Below are 17,106 nucleotides of genomic sequence, written 5' to 3'. Positions count from 1 at the left end.
ATCGGGGCTGGCCGCGATTTCATGAGGTGACACCCTCGTCATCATGGTTGCCGAAATCGTCTTCAGCCATCGCGCCGATTGGCATCGTCGTGGCCGCACCGCTGTTCCCGTTCAGCAAGCCCGCGTCCTCAAGCGCCTCCAGATCAGGCAGGTCGCGGAGTGTATCGAGCCCGAAGTGCTTCAAAAAGTAAGCACCCGGTAGTGACCGCGGCGTGCCGGATTTGAAGGGACAACTAGCTGTCGCCTGTTAGCCAGTTGGATCGAGCTGGGTCTCGAATGATTTTGCGAAGGGCCTCGATGCCGAAGTCGCTAAAGGCAGGGGTTGCGATTCCATCGAGACCCACAGCTTACCATCCTCAGGCTCGAGTTGGTCCGACAGGTCCCACAGCAGGTCTTCATCCTGGCCCAGAATTTGAGCGACGCGCCGGATCATGAAGACGTGGGCGATCGCTGCCATGGTTCAGGCGGCTGCCGCTTGTGATCGGGCTTTCTCCATTCCCACGGTAGCAATTCAGGAAGCCGTCTATGTGGGATGCCGGCGATGCGCGCGAGCACGTCGGCCAGCCAGGCCAACGGATCGACATCGTTGAGCTTTGCCGTCGTAATGAGCGTGGACATGGCGGCTGCCCGGGCAGCGCCGCGCTCGGAACCGGCGAAGAGCCACGACCCGTCTTGAGCTCCCGGCTCCCCGACAACGGGCTAGGCGGTCGTCACGATAGCGCGACCAACCCCCAACCAGCCCTCGAACTGATACAGCGCAATGGCGAGGCTTCCTGATCAGCAGCTTAATGAGCCGCCCATTCTTCCAACACTTGATTCACGCAACCAACACCGACAACCGACACCTGCTGTCGGGTCTGTCGGCTCCTCGACACAATGTTAACGGCTTGGCTCCCACTGCACCCCATTTAAGTCATTGAACAACACTCAGAAATAGACATTCCAACGCTCTATCGGCGAAATTGGCACGACTTTTGAAGCTACCTTTTTATGAAGCGGCGGGAGCTGCCGACGATATTCATGCCCTTGGTGACAACGTCAATACGCATGCCGTTCCGTACGCATCCCCAGTACACCGTTATTGAATGGAGTTATCTCTATGGCTCGACATCGTCCCGGGACAACCGCAGTGGTTACACGCAATAAATATGAGATCCTCGGCGCGGATGTACCCGAAGAAACGTTATTCAAGGGCGACCTATTGGTGGCGTCCTTATCGGAATCACCGCGCAGCGTGAACTCCATTTATTACTACGATGATGCAGGTTCTCGCCTATTTGAACGTCTCTGTCACGAGGAAACATATTACCTGTTCAGAACAGAAAAGGACATACTATCCCAACATGCATCGTCCATAGCCGACATCACAGGTCCTATCTTCATCGTTGAGCTGGGATCTGGAAACGCGGAGAAAACGACTCTTTTATTTGACGCATACTTGAAGGAACACGGCCGCACTTCTTACGCTGCCATCGACATCAATCGCTCGATCTTGGAGAGGGCGGCTGAGAACATTCTCTCCGTGACAACCGATTTGGACTTCTTAGGAATTGTCGGGACCTACCAAACCGGACTCGCGCAAGTCGCCAATCTAATTGGACCAAAGCTTTTAGTTTGCCTCGGCAGCACTATGGGGAACATGCACGATGACGAATTGCATGATCTCCTCCTATCGGCGCGATCGGCTTTGTCTTCTGGCGACTATCTTTTGGTCGGGATGGATTTGGACAAAGAAACGAAAATCCTAGAGGCGGCCTACAATAATCAAACGGCTATTCTGACCAACTTATGTGTCCTACAACATTTGAACTGGCGTTTCGGTGGAGATTTTGATCTATTCCAGTTTCGACACGTGGCATTCCATAATAAATCGCTTTATCGAATGGAGAGCCATCTGGAAGCAACGCAGGAACAAATGATCAATCTAAAAAATCTGAATTTCTCCTTGCATCTCGAGAAGGGAGAGATGATTAGGACGGAGATCATGCGGAAGGTTGAATTGTATGTGTTCCACAAGCTGCTCGGCCTGTATAATTTCCGGCCGGTTCAGCATTGGACGGACTCGTGCCAGCAATATGCGGTTTCTCTGTTTCAACTCGGTGCAGAGCCGACAGAACTCGAATCATGACGTCCCCTGGAGAAAATGCGATGAAAGAGGACATTGAATCGGAAGCGCGGAGCTATTGTCGCTTCTACCCTGCAATATTCGTCGGAGCGAAGGGGAGTTATCTGATCGCCGAGACCGGTGACAAATACCTCGACTTTTTAGCCGGGTGTGGGTCATTAAACTATGGACACAACGACCAAGTGATGCAGTCTGCCCTTCAAGACTATATCTCAAACGATGGCATTGCTCTTGGGCTCGACCTCCGCACACGCGCCAAGCAGGAGTTTATCGACACATTCGAACAGTTGATCTTGCGTCCAAGATCGCTTGAATATCGAATTCAATTCACCGGCCCCACCGGCGCCAATGCCGTTGAGGCTGCCATCAAGCTCGCACGCAAGGTGACCGGTCGCAGCAACATCATCGCGTTTACCAACGCTTTTCATGGCTGTTCGCTCGGTGCGTTAGCCCTTACGGCGAATTCTTACCACCGGGGAGCATCCGCTTCCATGCTCCACGGCGTTCATCGCGCGATGTACGATGGCTATCTCGGGCTCAACTGCGATACGGCTGAATTGCTGCGAAAACAGTTGAGTGACCCGTCCGGCGGGATAGACCGACCAGCCGCAGTCATTCTCGAGATTGTGCAAGCCGAAGGCGGGATAAATGTGCCAACGCTTCACTGGGTCAAAGAAATAGAACAGATTGCCCGGCGCCATGGCGCGCTCCTAATAGTCGACGAGATTCAAACCGGTTGTGGCCGCACAGGCCCATTCTTTGCCTTCGAGGTCTTCGACATTCGTCCGGATATTGTCTTAATGGCGAAATCGATTTCGGGATTCGGTCTTCCGATGTCTCTAGTCTTGATTGCCCCAAACATCGACATTTGGGGTCCCGGTGAACACAATGGTACATTCCGTGGTAATAATCATGCTTTCGTCACGGCCACTGCTGCCCTACAAAAGTATTGGTCTGACAAACGCTTTGAAAGCGAGATCCGTCGCAAGGGCAGGATTGCCAGAGCAATGTTGTCGGAATTCGGTGCTCCTCTCGGCTACCTTGTTAAGGGATGCGGTTTGATGCTTGGGCTTGACATCGTTGATAAGAAGCTGGCTGCTCAGGTAAAAGCCGAAGCATACAAGCGGAAACTCATCGTTGAATTGTGCGGGCCATCCGACGAGATCATCAAGCTAATGCCCCCGCTGACGATCTTGGATGAAGAATTGGTCTCCGGAATTAATGTGCTTCTTTCGACCATCAGCACTACTTTCTGCCCCGAACGAGCGAATAGGGCTGTAGGCCGCAGCGGGAGCGGGGACTGTCAGTTCCCAATTGGAGGATATCGCCCAGTTCCGCGACAGAGTGGAAATGTCTACCCCAGTCGAAGTATTAAACCCGATCTGTACTAATCATGGGCAATGATTCGTTTCGATGGAGTTGAGCCAATCGACCTTACTGATCACGTTGCTGTCACCGGGCAACCGACAGCGATGTCTAAGCGCATGGTCCGTGGCGGCGATGCCGCTGGGCTGCCGACGCGGTTTTCGCAGTCAGGAATAAAGCGCGGTCGCGAATTAGACGATGCTTTCCTATCATCGTCATCCGTAAGGCCGGTTTCGACGGGTTCTGGATCCACATGATTCAGAAGGAAAATGTCGAATGGCACGTGGCGACTCTGCTTTGATCGCAACCTCGCGTCGGCGCCGGACGAAGAGGGGTCGAAATCAGGGCCGTGACCTTAATCCGCGCGTTGTTCGTACATCTGCGCCGAGGGGTAGCCGCAGGGACAGCCCCAATCGAAGATCGCCGCCGCATCGTAGGCCAGCGCAGGGCTCATCGACAAGCGGATCCGGCACGTCGACCGATGGTGAAGCCGCCTTCTAACGGCATCGCAATTTGCCAAGTTATGCGGTGTCGAAACTATCTAGGATGGGGGCGTCCCTAGAAAATACTGTCATCATAGGAATTGGCCCGTTGAAGGCCGCATCAGAGATTGTGCGAGGTTTAACATGATCACCTTTTCCGAATTTGCCGGTAGCCTGACCTACGATGCCATTCCCGAGGAGGTCCGTGCCATTCTCAGGCGTAGTTTTGCAGACACGCTCGGCGTCGCGGTGGTGGGCGCAACCACGCAGATCTCGTCGATCACTAGGGAGATTGCCGATCGCCTATGGCGCTCGTCGCCTGAAATCGGCGCGGCCAGGATGATTTTCGACGGGCGCCCCGTCAGCCCGGCGGGAGCGGCATTCGCCGGCGCTTTTACCATTGATTCGATCGATGGCCACGACAACAACAGCCCCTGCAAGGGTCACGCCGGTTCGGCGGTGTTTCCTGCGCTGCTTGCTGTAGCGGATTCGCTTAGGCCTTCGGGCGCCGCAATTTCTGGAAGGGAATTCATGGTTGCGCTGGCCGTTGCTTATGAGGTTGCCTACCGCGCGGGTCTGACGCTTCACGGCACCGTCTCCGACTACCACACTTCAGGAGCGTGGACAGCGGTCGGCGTGGCGGCGGGAGTCTCCCGACTGCTGGGGCTCAGCCAGGAGCAGACGCGCCATGCAGCGGGCATTGCAGAATATCACGGTCCTCGCAGCCAAATGATGCGTTGCATCGATTTTCCAACCATGCTGCGCGACGGCGTCGGCTGGGGTGCGCCATCGGGCGTCATGGCAGCCTATTTGGCTGACCTCGGCTTCACTGGCGCGCCGGCGATCACGGCCGAGGGGGCCAGCGCCGAGCCGTGGTGGTATGATCTCGGAGAGGCTTGGCGTGTCGCTGAAGATACCTCATACAAACCCTATCCGGTCTGTCGCTGGGCGCATCCATCGATCGATGCCGCGCGCGAGTTGATGCATGACAACTACCTTTCCAGCAAGGATATCACGCGCGTCCGGATTCAGACGTTTCACTATGCCGTTCGGCTTGCTGGTCACAACCCGAAGACGCTGGACGAAATGAGCTATTCGATCGCGTTCCCGGTTGCGACGATGATCGTGCGTGGCAAAATAGGGCCGCAGGAGCTTTTGCCGGAGGTTCTGCAAGATGAAGAAATCCGACGCATTTCCAATGCCACCGAGCTTGTTGAAACCGAGCACTACACCCGCATCAGCGTGGGCAAGCGCTGGGCCGACGTCACGCTTTACCTAAAGGACGGCCGCCAAATCATGTCGGAGCCGCGCACGCCGAAAGGCGATCGCGACAATCCTATGAGCGCGGAAGAGTTCCACAGCAAATACGTCAATTTCACGAACGGTTTGATCAGCGAGGGCAGGGCCGAGGAGATGGAAGCGATGGCGCTGTCATTCGATCGATTGGACAGTAAAGGGCTTAGCCGTCTGATCGGCTTGACCGTTGCGCCACTTGATCACTGATCTTCGCCGCGGCCAGATTTACGGGGTTGGCCGGAATTATTTTCCGCCGGCTGTTCTTTTCGATCCATACCGCGAATCTCTATGAATGGTCAGGAGAACCGCTGAGCAACGGCGCAAGAGACGGAGACCAAAGAGAGCGCCGGTCCCAAGAAAATGCGCGCCGATCTTCTTACGCGATCCCAGACCGACGGAACGCCGCCCGGCGTCCGCCGGCCCACCCGCACGAATGATGCCACTGATCACTTGGCGATCATCGAGCGCGCAATGCTTTCGGGTGTGGGTCGGCGGATGCGGTTCAAGCAGCCCAACGTAAACTGCCCATCGCTGAGTCAGAAGCCCAATATCTCTCTGCAGTGTAGGGACGGATAGTCCCAAACTGATCGACCAAGTCCCGGTAAATCGCCTGGGCATTTCGCTTCAGGCGGACCTGTTCTTTTATCCACGCCCGATCCGGTTCACAGGCCGAGCGGGCCAGGCTGCTGGTGACCATCCCTCCCGACCCCAAAAGCCGATGGTCGGGGTGGAGGAATTCGGTCCTCCGAGGTTGCCGAGCCGGTGGTTACTTCCCGGGGGAATTTGCCTCCGCACCAGCCCGCTGCGCTCGGTAACGCCGAATCGTCTTGCGATCGACACCCGTCAGCCTTTGAATCTCGCGCTGGCTGGTGTTGCGATCAAGTGATGATAGTACGGTGCTTGCAGATGTGCCTTCAAGACGTTCAACTCCTGGCCCCCCGCTGTATGAAAGGGGCGAAAAATAAACGTCCTGCCTTAACGGCTAGCGCTCTCTCCAGTAGCCTTCCGGTGATCGTCAGAGGGGAGTTTCAGACCATACCCCGGGGGATTTGACCGACCCACGGGGGTTAGCCGCTGTTATGGAGATAGTAGGACACTCTGTTTGACGGCGACACTCCAGAGAGACATGACGATGGCCCAGGAGAAGACATTTGGGCCGCTGGCTCCGGTCATCTGCTTCGACGATGCGATGAGGTCGTGCACAAGGCCAACGACCCGATCTACGGCCTTGCCGCTACGGGTCCAATCTGAAGCGTGTCTGGCTGATGGCCGAGAAACATGGCATGGTGGAGCATCAACACCGGACGCATGTCTTCGGAAGCGGCGGCGTCAAGCAGTCGATGGAGACAACGTGAAATCGCCATTCGCAGTTCGGCCGCTGATCTGTAGCGTGCCGATCCTCCCATGCGTCCCAATTCAGCTTCTTGCTGCAAAGCTCAGCCCGTTCATGCTTCTAATTTGCAATTGCACCAAGGTCGGGATAGGGCATTGTTCCTAGTCGCCAAGTGACGGATATGGAGTGATCGACCAATCGATTAAGTCGACAGCACGTTGGAGTGTCACCTTGGCCTGAGCAAGGGTGGGCGAAGCGGCGATGATATGTCCAATCTTGTCTCGGTAATCGCCCTTCCTAACGATCCGCGTCTTGGGTTCAACGTAAAACTTGACCTCGGCCACACCCGATAGGTTTGCCGCGCGACGGTCGCCGTCGATCCAATCGAGGATGCCATCGCGATCAGGAACTAGAAACCGCGCGACAGCAGTATTCGAATACCTTCTACGCAAATTCCATTCGTTCCCGATGACAAGCTTGATGTGCTCGGTAACGAGATCAACACCGTAAGCCTGCTGAACCAGTTGGGGTACGGGCGTGCCACCAAGACGCGGATTGACTTCAATGACGACTGGTCCAAACCTCGTCCACCGTAGATCAATGTTCGTTGGTTGCCAGCCAAGGCCGAGAGCTCGCAAACAGCTCAACGAAATACCGACGATACGCTTTTGCTCGTCATCGGTCAGCGGGGCTGGATAGATGTACTCCCGACTGACGAAATGCGGGGGGGGGCCGAAGTCGATGGTCCCAATTCCAACGACCTCATTCCCAATTGTTTCAATGCTATAATGGGGGCCCTGAGCGAATTCCTCGACTAGTATCTTTGGCGAAGACCGCCATATGTGCTCCCCACCCAACAGGTAATCAGTATGTTCAGCAATCTCATCGACGGTGCGGCACAATCGGACGCCGCTGCTACCGATGCCAACGGCTGGCTTAACAATCACCGGCAGACCGATCTTCGCAGCACAGCTTTCTACGTCGTTCGCATTCGCCGCCAAGCGATAGGCAGGTATTGGAACGGCCGCGTCCGCGAGTAGCTGACGTTGAACGAATTTGTCGCAGCACCGTTCAATCGCTGCGGGGTCCGGTCCCGGCAGATCGTAGTATTGGCAGAGCTTGCCAACCGCCGCATTGACCGACTCCTGGGCGCTGGCAATGCCAGCTATGTCATAGGTCGCTCCTAGCAGGGAACATTCGCGGATCAGAGCATCGATGTCGTGTTCGTCGACACGGACCGCCTCAATTCCCGCGAGATATTCGTATACCTCTGGATCGGCTGAGAGGGTAATTGGATGGAGATCGAGACGCTTGGCCGCTTGGACGTATAGCGGACTGTTACTTGCTCCTCCAAGCAGGATTATGGCTCTTACTGCCATTGATATATCTCCGTCCTGTGCAGTGAACATGAAGTAAATTAGGATCCATTTTTCGACATTCGCATCAAATCGGATACCTTAACCGAATTTTCCAGGGGATATACCACTGAAAGCGAAATCCGGCCGCAAAGATTGTTTAACTTTATTCGAAGATTTTGTTGCAGAAACGTTCCCGGATGAGTGTCATAAGCAGATCGGCCTGAACCGTACCGGGTGCGGATCCATCCGCCGCAGGCCGCTGCCGCAAATGTCTATGGCGAGATAACGCAGTGAGCGCTGGAAGTCTCGGATTCAACCGGTAACGCCTCCAAGCCGCGCGATGGCGTGGGAGGTAAGAAGCAGACGCGGTGGGGCTCGTCTATCCTCACTGCAGGGCGCGGACAACGCGTTCGAGACGGGGAAGCTCTCATTGCCCTGGTCTTCCGCATCGCCTGGGGTAAAGCTCCCGCTACGGGCATGAAGGTTGGACGGAACATGGGAACTTGGACTGTCTGCCCAGCATGGAACTGGGCTCGCCGCGACGGCCGGAGTTGGACGGGTACCAAGGGCGGAGCTTCCGTATCGTCGCCCGCCTCACGGTGCTAAATGAAGTGCGCATGTCGAGAACGTGATCCGGGCGATCCTGCGGGGGCCGTCTAGCTGGGCAGGCCGTCCGCGAACCGCCTTCGCCGGTCGTGTGCGCGAGTTGGCCGGCACAGATCCGGTTGTAATGCCGCTGATGGAGCCGCTGCTAACGATCCTCGCCACAAAGCTGGGAGAGTTCGTCCGCCTGACGAAGCAGCTTCTCGGTCTCGTTCGCAAGGAAGAGGTCTGTCGGCGGCTGATGAGTGCGTATTCCGATGAAGCCGGCCACCATTCCGATTTCAAGGCGGCCATTTTTCGGTCTGATCCTGTCTTGTTGATGTTTGGGTTGGGTTTGGTTTCAGGTCAAGCTTCGGTGTTTTCGGCTGCGATCGGCGGGCGCTGTTTTCACATGCTTTCACCGGTGAGATCGAGATAGGCGTTGTGAGCGAGGCGATCCAGAATGGCGTCGGCCAAAGTTGGGTTACCAAACATCCAATGCCGCCACCATTCTCGACGGGGGGACCAGATCGCTATCGCCATCGCCGCGCTGGGCCAGATCGAAAAGGAGACGCGGCAGCTTGAGCGGCAGTGGGCGCTACGGCGCGAGCGGGCACGCTATGAGGCGGAAAGAGCACGACGCCAATATGATGCGGTCGAGCTGGAAAATCGCCTGGTGGCCCGGTCGTTGGAGCGCGGCTGGGAAGAGAAGCTGCGCGTGGCCGAGGCGATCGAACAGGATTATGAACGAAGGCGGTCTAACGAGCCCCTGGTGTTGAGCGAATCCGACCGCCAAGCGCTTCAAAAGCTGGGAGAAGACCTGCCTGGCATCTGGCACGCCCCTTCCACAACATCGGCCGAGCGAAAGGGTATCCTGCGCCTAATCATTGGCGAGGTCGTCCTCGACCAGAAGCGCTTCCAGGGCCAGGTCTGGCGCAAGATCCTGTGGCAAACTGGAGCGACCAGCGAGCATGCTCTCCAAAGGCGGGTCCACACCTATGGCGACTATGTTGATCTGGAGCGGCTGCGGAGCAGAGTGGTCGAACTCAACGCCGCGGGCATGCGGATGCTCAGGAAGAACATATGCCAGGCTCGCGGCAGCCACTTGAGCGCCCTTCCACCCCTTCCCGTCGACAGCAAGGACATCACCAAACCACAACAACCGCTCGGCGCGGCGATTACGCTTGGCTGCAACTCACGCGCTCACAAAGTCGCCGCACCAGAGTCTACGCCGAAAGACAGTGTGAGATATCCGAGCTAGACCTCGACCACGGTCAACTGCCGGTCATGTATGGTAAGGATCTCGCATCCTGTCTCTGTAACGACCCACGTCTCACTGAAACCTACCCCCGGCGTGCCAGGCGTTCGGTCCGTTAACGGGGAGTGGAAGGTCATGCCTGGCTTCAGCTCTAGGTCAATCCCTTCGCGGATGAAGTAAAGGTCTTCGCCCCACGTCGGAGGCAACCCCAGCCCGATGGAGTATCCTAATACAATTGGTACGGGACTGATCTCATTCATCCCGACGCCGACTTCCCGCGCGACGTCGTGCGCGGTGCGGCCCGGCTTAACCGCTTCAAATAGCAGGTCAAGCGTTTCGTTGATGATCTTCGACGATCTCTCAACCGCCGAGGAAGGCTTGCCGATGGAGACTGCGTGCATGATCGCGCTAGTGTAGCGCTGGTAAGCAGCGCCAAACTCTAGGATCACAGTGTCCCCAGTCTGAACGGGCGTACGCCTGAAAGTGGTATGCCAGATGCCGCTCCTTTGACCTGCTGACACGATAGGCTGCGTGCTGAAATACTCGCTACCCTCGCTGATAAGCGTGTGATAGAGAACCGCCGCCATCTGGTTGTCAGTGACCCCCGGCCTGATCACCGGCAATACAGCATCAACACCCTTCTTCGTGATCTGAGCCGCCTGACGCATGTAATCCACCTCTGCCGGTGATTTGATGATCCGCGGTTGCGCAGCCACCCCTGACGCGTCAATGAACGTCACATCGGGCAGCGCACGTTTCAATCCTTCGTAGAGATCGATGCTGAGACCGGCCCTTTTGGGCTCGATTCCAATCCGGCACCCCTCCAAGCTCCGCTCTTTGAGGATGCTTGCGAGCCCTTCCGCTTCTCCTCCGTATGACCATTTAATAACGCGGATGTCGTTCACCCACGAGGTGAGCATGGCGGGCCCGATTTCCAATTCGTGCATATGGAGAATGGGCTCACCTTCACGAGGCAGTATCAGACAGGAATACCAGCCCGAGCCGAAGCTTTGGTAACCGCTCAAATAGCTCACGTTGGGAGCGTACGTAACAAGGAGAGCGTCAAGGCCCTTCTCATCCATCACCTTCCTGACTTCACCAATTCGGAGCTGAAATTCTGACTCCGGAAACGCAATCTCTTTGACGACTGGCCGGCTCATGTAATCTTGGAGGAATTGCTCGTAGTCCATACTGGATTTTTTCCTTCTTCCCGGACTTAGCAGCCGTCAGGGATGGTAGGCGATTAGCCTCGCAGCAACCGTCCCACCTCCAACATTTGCGGAATGGTAATTGTATCACTGAACACAGAAGAAGCCATTGGATGCGATGCAAAGCGCGCGATCACCATCTCCGCTCCGGGCGCGACGTATAGTCGCTGTCCATGGATACCCATCGCTTCGATAGCCCCGAGCTCGTTGTGACTCACCCACCACATGTTGCGGTAGGAGTAGCCGGGCAATGCCTCGTCCTTGAATTTTGCGGTCTCTCCGCCGCTACGGATATCATCCACGACACCGGAAGGAATGAGCTGCTTGCCATCCCATTCACCTTCGTGTCGGATCAATTCGCCGAAGCGCGCGAGGTCGCGCAGGTTTGCGTACAAGCCGCCGCTTGCAGAGGGGATACCAGCGGGATCGACGACCAAATAGCCGTTCTCCTCGCAGTCGAGCGGGCGCCAAAGGCGATCATGCAGCAACTGCGCAAATGACCGGCCAGTCACACGTGACATCACCCAAGCCATGACCTGGGTGTTTACACTTTTATATGCGAAGACCTCACCATGCAGGCCTTCCTTGCGCACGCTGCGCAGATAGTCGCACGACGTCTGCGGGCCATCGTAGCCGACCGGGCGGGGCCGGGTGCGGCAGGCTCGCATGTAAATTGAGGAGCTGGACTGCTCACCGACCTCGTCTTCGCAATAGTCCAGACCGGTCTGCATGTCCATCACCTGGCGGAGCGTGGCATCTGTCCAGGCAGTGCCGCGCAGTTCGGGCAGGTAGTAGGGGATTCGCTTACTGTCGTCGAGCACGCCTTCGTGCACCAAAACTGCGGCGAGTGTACCCGCGTAAGACTTGGTAACCGAGAAGCAGGCATGGGGCAGATGTGGCTCAAGCGCGCCAAAGTAACGCTCAAAGACGAGGCGTCCGCGGTGCAGAACCACGATTCCGTCAGTATAGGTGTCGAACAGCGCCTCATCAAAGCGGCGGACGCGACCGTTGATGTCGCTGAACATCAACGTTTCCACTGCCGCGGCGTCAGCGGCGGATGGCGCGCCAAAGGAGAGCGGTGCATTAGCGCCGCGGCGCACAGACACAGTCGGCACGAGCTCCCGCATGTGCGAAAGGCTCCACCGGATTTCTGGAAAATCCAGAAAGCGGCCACCCTCGAACGAAATCTGCTTATCCGCGGGCGGCGGAGAACCTTGCATCCACCCTAGCGAACGCGGATCGCTCGCACGGGCGTCGGGATAGCATTGTCCGCCGAAATCGAGCATGCCTTCCGTTACGTTGCCGAGAGATGCACTCGATCCGTATTCTGTCATAGATTTTCGCTTTACCATTACAGCCGTCCAGCCAAATCGCCCACTCGCACAAATGTAAGTGGTGAATGTGCGTCTGGCTGGATCTAGTAGCACCACAGGCAAAGTAAGGTTTGCCGAAGATTGCCTCCAAAACGAAAAGGTTTTCGGAGAGAACGTTCGCGTCGAACACTAAGACGGGCGCCAACCATTCGACTGATCGCTTGAAGCGTCACATCGCCGGGAAAACGGATGTGAGAGACGTCATAGTCAACCTCACCACTGCCGACCTCTTCATCGCCGGTTACAGCACATCGTGGTCGGACGCCGAATGTCGAAGGAACTTTATAGCTGGCTTGGGGGATCTGGACAGAAACGATAAGTGGATTTTCCGCCTGACAACGGCAACGTGGTTGCCGCGATTCAAGAGCGGCCATGAGAGACCGGTAACTTCTCTGGGGCCAAACACGGTTGTTAGACTCGAGGAGTCCATCAGCAAAGAAGACCATGGCAGCGCTGCAGAACGTGGTCGTGAATCATGGGCGGAGACGTATGCCCCTTCTTCGCCGGGTTTGCCCGGATTGCCATACGTTCCGACCGGTCAAGGACTACACGACACGTCCGGAACCGGAACAGATCTTGCTTTCCTGCCTCGCTCCGTTCAGTCCTGGACATCTGCCGGCTCCGATTTGTCGCGACAGACGCCGTGAATCGTGCTTCGGCCCGCAACAAAACCCAAATCGGAAGTCGCAAGAAAACAGATCGCCGACTTGCCGTTTCTTGCGAAGTTGATAGCTGGAAAAGCCAATCCGCAGAAATATCACGGGCTTCCTGATTGGTAGCAGTCGATAAGTTAACAAACGAAAAAAAACAATAACAACTTTTTACTTTCGATTCGCCGGTTAAATGCTAAATGTACACGTGACGGGAGATTGACAGTGGAGATCTGCGCTTATGACCGACCTAGAAAATAAATGTAGGCCCTCGGATGAATCTAATGTATACTTTAATGAAGATTACTTGTATTTTGGTGATGTCGTAAATCCGCCTGAAGCGAGTGACAGGCAAGCAGACGCAATTTGGAACCTTCTTTCTCTCGTACAAGGCAGCCCAGTTCTTGAACTCGGATGTGGTTATGGGCGGATTACCAACCGGTTGGCGGAAAAAGGAGCGCGGCTAACCGGATTGGATATCTCGCCGATCTTGCTGAAAGAGGCCGTAGCGGATGCGGCTGAACGCCGGGTGGATGTCGAGTATGTTCTAGGCGACATGCGTTCACTTCCCTGGCGGGATCGGTTTGACGCGGCCTTTCTATGGTACGCCACATTTGGCTATTTCGGTGACGCGGACAATGAGAGAGTTCTTGGTGAAGCCGCTGCTTCACTTCGAAAAGGCGGGCGTCTGCTAATCGATTCCGTCAATAGTTTCGCTGTACCAAGCCACGAGGCGCCTACCTGCTACGTTGTGCAGCGAAAGGGCGATCTAAGAATCGACATGATGAGCAATGAGGTGCTAACCGGTCGTCGGCATTGCGACAGGCTCATCGTCCGTAATGGGTGCGTTAGACGAACGCATCTTTATATCAGACTCTATGGGTTTGCCGAATACGCTCGCATGTTGCGAAGCGCGGGATTCGAAAGTGTTGACGCTTATGGGGAGGAAGGCGCAGCGTTTACATCCGATGGTCCGCGCCTCGTCATTGTCGCGCGCAAATAATACCGGTAGCGTGTCTTACTATGCGGAAAATCTGTTGCGGCGGCAAGGACATCCAGGCAGGTGCTACGCCAAGGCTAGGCGCGCCTAATCGTGATGGCGGCGATTGAATCTTTGGCCTGTCTCATTTGGAATGTACAGCGAAAAGCGGCTCCGCTGTCCGCCTAACGTCTGATCGTGGACCTCTTGGAGTGGGTCGGATTGATCGAGGCAAAAGCCAATTGTTCGCAACTGCGACAGTTATTTTCGCAGTTGTTACATGCTCCGTTTTATGCGTGACAGCGTGTTGGAGAGGCTGGCGGATGTTTTTTAAGCGGTTGATTTGACGTAGGATTCGGTTGCTGAAGCCAACCCTTCCACCAAGTCTCGCGGGTTATGACCGACGACGCCGGAGCCTGGCTGATCGCCTCGCGGTCGCGGCAGGTGAACTTCTCCCGCAGTGCTGGATCACCTTCCATTGCCGCGCACCACCTCCAGGGTCTCGGTGATCTCCTCACCCAGCTTGCGCCACCTCGGTGGTCCGGCCGCGGCCTGTTCGGCGGCGATCTCGTCTTCCGTCGCTGTGCTCTCCAGTTCTTCAAAGGTGAGCTCCATCGTCGTCCGTGAAGAACTCAGAGTGCTTTGATTCTGTTTAACAATTTCCCCTGATTTCAGGTTTCAGATTGCCGAATTTCGTGGCTTAGAGGCTTCGATTTCCGGCAAATTGGATGCGCTTGTTGACGAAGCAGCGAGGGAAGAGAAGCGATGCGATCGAAGGAACGGCGCGAGAGCGGCCAGACGGATCTGTTGCGGTCCCGGCTCGGATCACATCCTCAATATGGATCATGCGCTGGTGAAGCTGGCCAAGACGATCGACTGGCGCTTCCTGGAAGAGCGGCTCGGCGAGGTCTATGACGACGATCCTGGCCGGCCGCCTTTGCCGACACGGCTAATGGCGGGACGGCCATTCTCAAGTCGATGCTGTCCGACGAAAGCCTGTGGGAACGCTGGCTGGAGAATCCCTGCTACCAGCTGTTCTGCGGCGAGGAGTTCTTCCAGTACCGTTTGCCCTTCGACCGCACTTCACTGACGCGCTGGCGGCTGCGTATGGGGGAAGAGCGGCTGATGGCGCTGCTCCAGGAAAGTCTTGCAGCGGCGGCCAGGCTGGGCGACTACCGATCTTAATACTTCCACAGTGCCACCAGCAGCTTGCGCGCCACCGCCAATGCCGAATTCCGCTGGCGCCGCAACAACAGCCAGGCCAATTGGATCAACGTCGTGCGCAATCTCGGATTGCCCGCCTTCGGCACGAAGCGCTTCTGCGTCCGCAGCATCATTCTTCTGGACGTAAGGTTTCACATAGGCCAGCGGCATCAGCCGCACATCATGCCGACAGCTCGCGCGCCCGAAAATGCAGTGCCCTCCCATGCGGCCCAGCTCCTGCAACCGAGCTCTGACATTGCTAAGTAGCCGATCGACAATCATCCTGCGAACGCAGAGCGGACACGGCGACGTATAACCGATAGTAAGCTTACGCCACGCACAATCAGAAAAATGTGAAGAGCAGCCCAGAGTCCGTGGTTGCCGAAGACCGGCCTGAACGCGAGCGAAGCGGCGATAAAGGCGGCGAAAGATATGAGCATCATGTTGCGTATGTCGCGCGACCAGGTGGCGCCGATGAAGATGGCGTTCATCTGCATGGCCAGCGCGCCGCTCAAGCTCCCGAAGGCAGCCCAAGGAAGATAAATAACTGCCTCCGCATACACATCCGGTGACTTCGTTATCGTGCCCAGTAACTGTTCGCCGAATGTGAAGGCTAAGACGCAGGGAAGGCTAGCGAGTGCGAATCCCCAGCCGGTTGTCAGCTTGACGGTGCGCAAGAACGCCCGCTGATCACGGGCTCCAAAAGCCCGACCGGCGAGTTGCTGGGCGGCCGCTGCGAACCCCTCGAGGAAATAACACGCAACCAGGAAAAAGTGCATCAGCACCGCGTTGGCGGCCAAGGTCAACGTGCCAAATTGGGCGCCCTGCCGCGCGAACAGGACGTATGCTCCCGATAGCACAAAGGAACGGATCATCATGTCGCCGTTGAGGCGAAGCAATTGCCTCATTGCCCCCATCTTGAACGTGTGCGGCCGCGCCATTTTTGGCATCGCGCGGAAGCGCCCAAAGAGGATGGTGATGCCGGCCATCGCGGCGGCGGCCTCTCCACACACAGTTCCCCAGGCGACGCCTGCAACGCCCCACCCGAGGTAAAGACCCAGGAAGATGGATGACGCGGTACTCACCCCGCTGAGGAGAAGCTGCAGGATAAGTCCGATGGCTGCATTGCCGCAGCCCAGAAAGTATCCGAGAATCGCATAGTTGATAAGAGAGGCAGGCGCCGAGATTAGGCGGATGCGGATGTATAGGCCCATCGTGGTGGTCACGGGCTGGTCCGCGTTCATGAACCATTCGCCGATCACCGCAATGAGCGGGGCGAGCAGGCCCAATGCCAACCCTGAACCCGCGGCGATGACAATTGCCCGCCAAAGGACTGCCCTTGCTTCCAGAGCGTCGCCCCTGCCCAAAGCTTGGGCGACTAATCCGGTCGTACCGGAGAGCAGGAAACTAAAACTCGTTAAGATGATATCGAAAACCACGCCTCCGGCCGCAAGACCTCCAATCAGCCGTGCATCGCCGAATTGGCCGACGACAATCGTGTCGATGAAGCCGATCATCGGGGTAGTGAGGCAGGCGAGCGCCATGGGAATAGCGATCGTCAGGACCTGCCGGTTGGTGACCTGGAATGGCCTGGAGCCGACAGGCGGCGCTTTTCCTTGCACGGTCGTCTCCTACTGGATCTGCTGCGACCTCTTGTCTGCCAGTGGCATGGCACGCAGCCCCAGGCCAAACTTGGGAGATTGAGATGTCTAAGGGACGCGAGTTTGACGGGTCTGTGACACTTTTTGCGTCCCTGTTATTTCGCCTGTAACATCGGACTGCCGGTCTCGAAGAGATGGCCGGGCGAGGTACTTTGGTCGATCGCGCTACCGGCAGATGCCCCCATTGACGAAGTCTCTTACAAGGCTCATGGCCCGTGGATCTATCTGCATCC

The 17,106-nt window shown here is 56.7% G+C and carries 12 protein-coding genes and 6 pseudogenes; 7 read left to right on the top strand and 11 right to left on the bottom strand.

Features of this window, described 5'->3' with window-relative positions; translation table 11 throughout:
- Window positions 1-19: 19 nt before the first annotated feature.
- The 3 genes and pseudogenes from EJ066_RS31895 to EJ066_RS13075 form a co-directional block, all read right to left on the bottom strand.
- Window positions 20-184, bottom strand: coding sequence for a hypothetical protein (locus EJ066_RS31895; RefSeq protein ID WP_245455140.1), 165 nt, complete (start codon window positions 182-184; stop codon window positions 20-22).
- A 63-nt stretch (window positions 185-247) separates the two neighbouring features.
- Entirely contained in the window at window positions 248-457 is a 210-nt protein-coding gene (locus EJ066_RS13080; protein WP_245455139.1) for a hypothetical protein, read from the bottom strand.
- Window positions 430-666, bottom strand: a pseudogene (locus tag EJ066_RS13075) (transposase domain-containing protein); the annotation flags it as partial. The gene EJ066_RS13080 and the pseudogene EJ066_RS13075, both read right to left, overlap by 28 nt.
- A 463-nt stretch (window positions 667-1,129) precedes the next feature.
- Here EJ066_RS13075 and EJ066_RS13070 point away from each other — a divergent pair.
- The 3 genes from EJ066_RS13070 to EJ066_RS13060 all read left to right on the top strand — a co-directional run bounded on the left by EJ066_RS13070 (window position 1,130) and on the right by EJ066_RS13060 (window position 5,475).
- The gene (locus tag EJ066_RS13070; RefSeq protein WP_189350303.1) at window positions 1,130-2,128 is read left to right on the top strand and encodes an L-histidine N(alpha)-methyltransferase; all 999 of its coding nucleotides are present in this window, start codon (window positions 1,130-1,132) and stop codon (window positions 2,126-2,128) included.
- Window positions 2,129-2,148: 20 nt separating this feature from the next.
- On the top strand, window positions 2,149-3,516 hold the full coding sequence (ectB, locus tag EJ066_RS13065; RefSeq protein WP_126038367.1) for a diaminobutyrate--2-oxoglutarate transaminase: 1,368 nt from the start codon (window positions 2,149-2,151) through the stop codon (window positions 3,514-3,516).
- 600 nt (window positions 3,517-4,116) lie between these two features.
- Complete coding sequence (locus EJ066_RS13060) at window positions 4,117-5,475, top strand: MmgE/PrpD family protein (RefSeq protein WP_126038364.1); 1,359 nt, start codon at window positions 4,117-4,119, stop codon at window positions 5,473-5,475.
- A 370-nt stretch (window positions 5,476-5,845) separates the two neighbouring features.
- Here EJ066_RS13060 and EJ066_RS13055 read toward each other — a convergent pair.
- Together EJ066_RS13055 and EJ066_RS13050 are read right to left on the bottom strand one after the other, a co-directional pair.
- A pseudogene (locus EJ066_RS13055) lies at window positions 5,846-6,231 on the bottom strand (IS21 family transposase); the annotation flags it as partial.
- Window positions 6,232-6,762: 531 nt separating this feature from the next.
- On the bottom strand, window positions 6,763-7,980 hold the full coding sequence (locus tag EJ066_RS13050) for an acetyl-CoA carboxylase biotin carboxylase subunit family protein (RefSeq protein WP_126038361.1): 1,218 nt from the start codon (window positions 7,978-7,980) through the stop codon (window positions 6,763-6,765).
- 607 nt (window positions 7,981-8,587) lie between these two features.
- Here EJ066_RS13050 and EJ066_RS13045 point away from each other — a divergent pair.
- Window positions 8,588-8,980: a hypothetical protein gene (locus tag EJ066_RS13045; RefSeq protein ID WP_126038358.1), complete on the top strand. Its 393-nt coding sequence runs from the start codon at window positions 8,588-8,590 to the stop codon at window positions 8,978-8,980.
- Here EJ066_RS13045 and EJ066_RS31620 read toward each other — a convergent pair.
- Window positions 8,950-9,042, bottom strand: a pseudogene (locus tag EJ066_RS31620) (AAA family ATPase); the annotation flags it as partial. The gene EJ066_RS13045 and the pseudogene EJ066_RS31620 overlap by 31 nt on opposite strands.
- Between EJ066_RS31620 and EJ066_RS13035 the strand changes: the two are divergent.
- Window positions 9,005-9,802 (top strand): hypothetical protein, encoded by a 798-nt coding sequence (locus EJ066_RS13035; RefSeq protein ID WP_189350306.1) that lies wholly within the window; start codon window positions 9,005-9,007, stop codon window positions 9,800-9,802. The pseudogene EJ066_RS31620 and the gene EJ066_RS13035 sit on opposite strands and share 38 nt — an antisense overlap.
- Here EJ066_RS13035 and EJ066_RS13030 read toward each other — a convergent pair.
- Complete coding sequence (locus EJ066_RS13030) at window positions 9,799-10,989, bottom strand: Xaa-Pro peptidase family protein (protein ID WP_126038352.1); 1,191 nt, start codon at window positions 10,987-10,989, stop codon at window positions 9,799-9,801. The genes EJ066_RS13035 and EJ066_RS13030 overlap by 4 nt on opposite strands.
- A 53-nt stretch (window positions 10,990-11,042) precedes the next feature.
- Window positions 11,043-12,341 carry a serine hydrolase gene (locus EJ066_RS13025; RefSeq protein WP_126038349.1) on the bottom strand — a complete coding sequence of 433 codons (1,299 nt, stop codon included), beginning with the start codon at window positions 12,339-12,341 and terminating at the stop codon, window positions 11,043-11,045.
- A gap of 930 nt (window positions 12,342-13,271) precedes the next feature.
- Here EJ066_RS13025 and EJ066_RS13020 point away from each other — a divergent pair.
- Window positions 13,272-14,033 carry a class I SAM-dependent methyltransferase gene (locus EJ066_RS13020; protein ID WP_126038346.1) on the top strand — a complete coding sequence of 254 codons (762 nt, stop codon included), beginning with the start codon at window positions 13,272-13,274 and terminating at the stop codon, window positions 14,031-14,033.
- Between the two features lie 383 nt (window positions 14,034-14,416).
- On the opposite strand, the pseudogene EJ066_RS13015 reads toward EJ066_RS13020, so the two are convergent.
- Window positions 14,417-14,624: pseudogene (locus EJ066_RS13015) on the bottom strand (IS66 family transposase zinc-finger binding domain-containing protein); the annotation flags it as partial.
- Between the two features lie 150 nt (window positions 14,625-14,774).
- Here EJ066_RS13015 and EJ066_RS13010 point away from each other — a divergent pair.
- A pseudogene (locus EJ066_RS13010) lies at window positions 14,775-15,179 on the top strand (transposase); the annotation flags it as partial.
- 11 nt (window positions 15,180-15,190) lie between these two features.
- On the opposite strand, the pseudogene EJ066_RS31890 reads toward EJ066_RS13010, so the two are convergent.
- Window positions 15,191-15,328 (bottom strand): annotated as a pseudogene (locus EJ066_RS31890) (IS110 family transposase); the annotation flags it as partial.
- Window positions 15,329-15,490: 162 nt separating this feature from the next.
- Complete coding sequence (locus EJ066_RS13000) at window positions 15,491-16,834, bottom strand: MATE family efflux transporter (protein WP_245455138.1); 1,344 nt, start codon at window positions 16,832-16,834, stop codon at window positions 15,491-15,493.
- Between the last annotated feature and the right edge of the window lie 272 nt (window positions 16,835-17,106).

It is taken from the genome of Mesorhizobium sp. M9A.F.Ca.ET.002.03.1.2 (assembly GCF_003952365.1).
In the GTDB taxonomy this organism is placed as follows: Bacteria; Pseudomonadota; Alphaproteobacteria; order Rhizobiales; family Rhizobiaceae; genus Mesorhizobium.
Note: the sequence above shows the minus strand (reverse complement) of the source record. Positions and strands in the feature narration are given on the sequence as shown.